This is a genomic window from Roseateles puraquae (assembly GCF_002205845.1).
Classification (GTDB): domain Bacteria; phylum Pseudomonadota; class Gammaproteobacteria; order Burkholderiales; family Burkholderiaceae_C; genus Pelomonas; species Pelomonas puraquae.
Genome location: NZ_NISI01000035.1, coordinates 1 through 3,082 on the forward strand (window position 1 = coordinate 1; position 3,082 = coordinate 3,082).

2 tRNA genes and 2 rRNA genes are annotated in these 3,082 nt (G+C 52.0%); all 4 read right to left on the reverse strand.

Annotated elements, in window-relative coordinates:
* Positions 1 to 408 (reverse strand): 23S ribosomal RNA (locus CDO81_RS27380); the annotation flags it as partial.
* Positions 409 to 726: 318 nt separating this feature from the next.
* Positions 727 to 802: transfer RNA gene (locus tag CDO81_RS27385), tRNA-Ala, on the reverse strand.
* Positions 803 to 824: 22 nt separating this feature from the next.
* Positions 825 to 901, reverse strand: a tRNA-Ile gene (locus tag CDO81_RS27390).
* 193 nt (positions 902 to 1,094) lie between these two features.
* Positions 1,095 to 2,618: ribosomal RNA gene (locus tag CDO81_RS27395) — 16S ribosomal RNA — on the reverse strand.
* Between the last annotated feature and the right edge of the window lie 464 nt (positions 2,619 to 3,082).

Sequence of the window (3,082 nt, forward strand, 5' to 3'; positions counted from 1 at the left end):
CCCCCATATTCAGACAGGATTTCACGTGTCCCGCCCTACTCTATTCGCGCCTAGTTCCACAATTTACATTTCTCATACGGGGCTATCACCCGCTGTGGCCGGACTTTCCATTCCGTTCTGATATGCAAACTGCTAAAACGCGAGGGCTACTCCGATTTCGCTCGCCACTACTTTCGGAATCTCGGTTGATGTCTTTTCCTCGAGCTACTGAGATGTTTCAGTTCACCCGGTTCGCCACAATGACCTATGTATTCAGTCAGAGTTACTCCTTGCGGAGTGGGTTTCCCCATTCGGAAATCTCCGGATCAAAGCTAATTTGCCAGCTCCCCGAAGCTTATCGCAGGCTATCACGTCCTTCGTCGCCTGTAATCGCCAAGGCATCCACCACATGCACTTAGTCACTTGACCCTATAACTTTGACAGCGCTGACTGCACTGTCGTCAAGGACTCAATTCAGATCCTTAGATCCAAACTGTTTTTGAGTATTCACGCGTTACGCCGTTCTTCATACCTAATCAATTCAGCTTTCGCTGCCTTGCTCAGTTGAAGTTCTATGTTGACGCAATCAAAATGTTGCCGACGGCACGGTGCATCAGGAGATGCTTTCCGTCGACAACGCTGATTCGACTCTACAAATTGTTAAAGAACAACAGCCGATCTTTCGATCTCGCTGGTAAACCTTAGCGAACATCATTCGCTGAGGTTTACCAACTGATTTGAGTGAACTGGTGGAGGATGACGGGATCGAACCGACGACCCCCTGCTTGCAAAGCAGGTGCTCTCCCAGCTGAGCTAATCCCCCGTACAGATTTCTCTGCAATCCGTGGTGGGTCTGGCTGGATTCGAACCAGCGACCCCCGCCTTATCAAGACGGTGCTCTAACCGACTGAGCTACAGACCCACGCGAACTTTGTTGCGGTAGCTCTGTTTCATCGCCAGGCTGTCGAGGCCAGCTCCACAGACTCACGCGATTCACTCACTGTTGTGTATACAGCCGATAAGTGTGGGCGCAAGAAGCGAAGCGCTGAGCTTTCGCTCTTTTAGCGATCTTGCTCTGCATGCTCCGTAGAACACACGAGGCGCGATCAATCTAGAAAGGAGGTGATCCAGCCGCACCTTCCGATACGGCTACCTTGTTACGACTTCACCCCAGTCACGAACCCTGCCGTGGTAATCGCCCTCCTTGCGGTTAGGCTAACTACTTCTGGCAGAACCCGCTCCCATGGTGTGACGGGCGGTGTGTACAAGACCCGGGAACGTATTCACCGCGGCAAGCTGATCCGCGATTACTAGCGATTCCGACTTCACGCAGTCGAGTTGCAGACTACGATCCGGACTACGACCGGGTTTCTGGGATTAGCTCCCCCTCGCGGGTTGGCAGCCCTCTGTCCCGGCCATTGTATGACGTGTGTAGCCCTACCCATAAGGGCCATGATGACCTGACGTCATCCCCACCTTCCTCCGGTTTGTCACCGGCAGTCTCATTAGAGTGCCCTTTCGTAGCAACTAATGACAAGGGTTGCGCTCGTTGCGGGACTTAACCCAACATCTCACGACACGAGCTGACGACGGCCATGCAGCACCTGTGTTCTGGCTCTCTTTCGAGCACTCCCAAATCTCTTCAGGATTCCAGACATGTCAAGGGTAGGTAAGGTTTTTCGCGTTGCATCGAATTAAACCACATCATCCACCGCTTGTGCGGGTCCCCGTCAATTCCTTTGAGTTTCAACCTTGCGGCCGTACTCCCCAGGCGGTCAACTTCACGCGTTAGCTACGTTACTGAGAAGAAACCCTCCCAACAACCAGTTGACATCGTTTAGGGCGTGGACTACCAGGGTATCTAATCCTGTTTGCTCCCCACGCTTTCGTGCATGAGCGTCAGTGCAGGCCCAGGGGATTGCCTTCGCCATCGGTGTTCCTCCGCATATCTACGCATTTCACTGCTACACGCGGAATTCCATCCCCCTCTGCCGCACTCTAGCTATGCAGTCACAAAGGCAGTTCCCAGGTTGAGCCCGGGGATTTCACCTCTGTCTTGCATAACCGCCTGCGCACGCTTTACGCCCAGTAATTCCGATTAACGCTTGCACCCTACGTATTACCGCGGCTGCTGGCACGTAGTTAGCCGGTGCTTATTCTTCAGGTACCGTCATGAGTCCCAGGTATTAGCCAGAACCTTTTCTTCCCTGACAAAAGCGGTTTACAACCCGAAGGCCTTCTTCCCGCACGCGGCATGGCTGGATCAGGCTTGCGCCCATTGTCCAAAATTCCCCACTGCTGCCTCCCGTAGGAGTCTGGGCCGTGTCTCAGTCCCAGTGTGGCTGGTCGTCCTCTCAGACCAGCTACAGATCGTTGGCTTGGTGAGCCTTTACCCCACCAACTACCTAATCTGATATCGGCCGCTCCAATCGCGCGAGGTCTTGCGATCCCCCGCTTTCACCCTCAGGTCGTATGCGGTATTAGCTGCTCTTTCGAGCAGTTATCCCCCACGACTGGGCACGTTCCGATACATTACTCACCCGTTCGCCACTCGTCAGCTTAACCTGTTACCGTTCGACTTGCATGTGTAAGGCATGCCGCCAGCGTTCAATCTGAGCCAGGATCAAACTCTACAGTTCGATCTTGAATATACTCAACGGAATCGAACAAAGACTATTTGCATAGCTTCATTCTCTTTCCGTGAGCGTTTAAAGTCCGAAGGACCGTTGCCAATCACTTGGCAACATCACTTCGCTTCAAACGCCCACGCTTATCGGCTGTGAATTCTTAAAGAGCATCGCAAACTTCAGAGCATTCGCTCTTCGCTTTGCGTCGCTGACGTCATTTTGTCGTCATCAGCACAGAAGCGAGATTCTAATCTGCTTTTTGCTTCGTCGTCAAGTATTTTTGAAAATTTCTTTTCGCAATACTCAGCAACTTGGCTGCAGCGGAATCCACTTTCTTTACCGACTCAAACTATCGCATTGCGTTAGTCGTTATCAGCAAAGAGGCGAGATTTTGATCTGCTTTCGCAGTGTCGTCAAGTACTTTTTGAAAATTTCTTTCAGACAGCGTCTTCAAGATCTTCAAGCACCCAACGAAC